Source organism: Albidovulum sp., from assembly GCF_049646345.1.
Classification (GTDB): Bacteria; Pseudomonadota; Alphaproteobacteria; order Rhodobacterales; family Rhodobacteraceae; genus Albidovulum.
This window is the reverse complement of sequence record NZ_JBARVQ010000876.1, coordinates 1-2,868: the sequence shown is the minus strand read 5'-3', so window position 1 is coordinate 2,868 and position 2,868 is coordinate 1. Positions and strand designations below refer to the sequence as shown.

The 2,868-nt window shown below is 61.1% G+C and carries 1 protein-coding gene and 1 tRNA gene; both read right to left on the bottom strand.

What is annotated here, in order from left to right:
* Positions 1 to 365: 365 nt before the first annotated feature.
* A tRNA-Gly gene (locus WBB85_RS22860) sits at positions 366 to 440 on the bottom strand.
* Positions 441 to 620: 180 nt separating this feature from the next.
* The coding region (locus tag WBB85_RS22855) for a pyruvate carboxylase (RefSeq protein ID WP_432640868.1) at positions 621 to 2,868 on the bottom strand (2,248 nt) is incomplete at its 5' end.

The following is a 2,868-nucleotide window of genomic DNA, read 5'->3' as shown; positions in this document are numbered from 1 at the left end:
AACCACCCTCCTCATGGAATGAATTTAAAATACCGGCACACAGCGCGCCGAACCCTTACTCGAAAAAAAATTGTCCGAACCGTCGGACGAGTCAATAAAACGGCGCAATTATGCCACAATTGTGTTCACCTAAGCGCTCCTTCGTCTATAGTTTCCACTACGGAGTGCAAATGCGCTTGTTTACGCTAATGCTTCGCTGCCGATCCGTGAAGGCAGGAATTCCGGTACTCGGTCAGATTGTGGCAAAATGATGAGCGCATTTGGGAGCGTCGTATGAAAAACGTAAGGGTGCCGAAGTGCGGCATGTGAGCTGATGGTGTCAGGGTGAAAACACGATAGGGCACCCTAAGGTGCCCTTTGATCGTTGGAGCGGGCGATGAGATTCGAACTCACGACCCTAACCTTGGCAAGGTTATGCTCTACCCCTGAGCTACGCCCGCACTCCGTGAGGGGCGATTTATAAACTTCGTCGGGGGGGTGCAAGAGGGAAAACGCATCCCGGGGGCAGAAAGTTGCCGTGCTGTCCCGGAAAGCAGAAGGGGCGGACCGAAATCCGCCCCATTGCATGGGTTAATCAGCTTTGCCGCTAGGATCAGGCCTGGTTCCGGTGGCCCGGAGCGTTATTCCAGCTCGACCAGCAGATCCTTGGCCTCGATCTGGCTGCCTGCATGGATCAGCACCGCCTTTACGGTCGCGGCCCGGTCAGCATGGATGCCGGTTTCCATTTTCATCGCCTCGATGGTCAGCAACAGGTCGCCTGCATTGACCGTCTGGCCCGGCTTGACGGCCACAGAGGCGACCGAGCCCGGCATCGGTGCGCCGATATGGTTCGGGTTGCCGTCGGCGGCCTTCGGCTTGGCAGCCGTCTTGGCCTTGATCGCACGGTTCGGCACCCGGATGACGCGGGGCTGGCCGTTGAGTTCGAAAAAGACCTTGGCCTCGCCTTCCTCGTTGGTCTCGCCCACCGCCTGAAGCCGGATTTCCAATGTCTTGCCGGGGTCGATCTCGGCCGAAATTTCCTCGCCGGGCTGCATGCCGTAGAAGAAGGTGCGGGTGGGCAGGGTGCGCACAGGCCCGTAAAGCCGGTGACGGCCCATATAGTCGAGAAAGACCTTGGGATACATCAGGTAGCCGTTCAGATCCTCATCATCGACGGCAAAGCCCAGAAGCTCTTTCGACAGGCTCGCGCGGGTCACTTCCAGATCAACGGGTTTCAGATGCTTGCCCGGCCGTTCTGTATTGGGTTTGTCGCCCTTCAGCACCTTCCCGACGATGGCTGCCGGGAACCCGCCCGGCGGCTGGCCGAGATTGCCGCGCATCATGTCGACGACCGAGTCCGGGAAGGCCACGTCGGTTGACGCATCCTCGACCTCGGCCCGTGTCAGGTTCTGGGCCACCATCATCAGGGCCATGTCGCCTACGACCTTGGAGGACGGCGTCACCTTGACGATATCGCCGAACATCTGGTTCACGTCGGCATAGGACTGCGCCACTTCCGGCCAGCGGTCCTCAAGCCCGAGGCTGCGGGCCTGTGCCTTGAGGTTGGTGAACTGGCCGCCCGGCATTTCATGCAGGTAGACTTCCGACGCCGGGGCCTCCAGACCACTCTCAAACGCCGCATATTGGTGGCGCACGCCTTCCCAGTAATTGGAAATCTCGCGGATCACCGACATGTCGAGCCCGGTATCGCGTTCGGTATGGGCCAGCGCCTCGACAATGGAGCCAAGGCAGGGCTGCGAGGTGCCGCCCGAGAAGGCATCCATCGCTGCGTCGACCGCCGAGACGCCCGCATCGGCGGCGGCAAGGATCGTGGCCCCGGCAATGCCGGACGTGTCATGGGTGTGGAAATGGATCGGCAACCCGACCTCTTCCTTCAGCGCCTTGAAGAGGACACGGGCCGAGGCGGGTTTCAGAAGCCCCGCCATATCCTTGAGACCGAGCACATGAGCGCCTGCGGCCTTCAGCTCCTTGCCCATATTGACATAGTAGTTCAGGCTGTATTTCGCGCGGTCCGGGTTCAGGATGTCGCCGGTATAGCAGATCGTACCTTCGCAGATCTTGCCGTTTTCGACCACCGCATCCATCGCGACGCGCATGTTCTCGACCCAGTTGAGGCTGTCGAAGACGCGGAAGACGTCGATGCCGGTTGTCGCGGCCTGGCGCACGAATTCCTGCACGACGTTGTCGGGATAGTTGGTATAGCCGACGCCGTTCGAGGCGCGCAGCAGCATCTGCGTCATCAGGTTCGGCATCGCCTTGCGCAGGTCGCGCAGACGCTGCCAGGGGCATTCCTGCAAGAAGCGATAGGCCACGTCGAATGTGGCGCCACCCCAGCATTCGACGCTGAAAAGCTCGGGCAGGTTCGCCGCATAGGCGGGTGCTACCTTGATCATGTCGATCGACCGCATCCGGGTCGCCAGCAGCGACTGGTGCCCGTCGCGCATGGTGGTGTCGGTCAGCAGCAGTTTCTTCTGTGACGCCATCCAGTCGGCGACGGCCTGCGGGCCTTTTTCCTCAAGAAGGTTGCGGGTACCCGGGGCAGGGCGCGCGCGCAGAACCGGCGGCTTCGGCGTGCGCGCCTCGGCATGTGGTTTCGCGCGGCCAGCGGTCTCCGGGTGTCCGTTCACCGTGATGTCGGCGATATAGGTCAGGATTTTCGTCGCCCGGTCGCGGCGCTTCTTGAAGTTGAAAAGGCCCGGCGTCGTGTCTATGAACTTCGTCGTATAGGTGTCGTTGAGGAAGGTCGGGTGCTTCAGCAGGTTCTCGACAAAGGCGATGTTGGTCGACCCGCCGCGAATGCGGAATTCGCGCAGGGCGCGGTCCATCCGGGCAATCGCCATCTGCGGAGTCGGTGCCTTGGCGGTGACC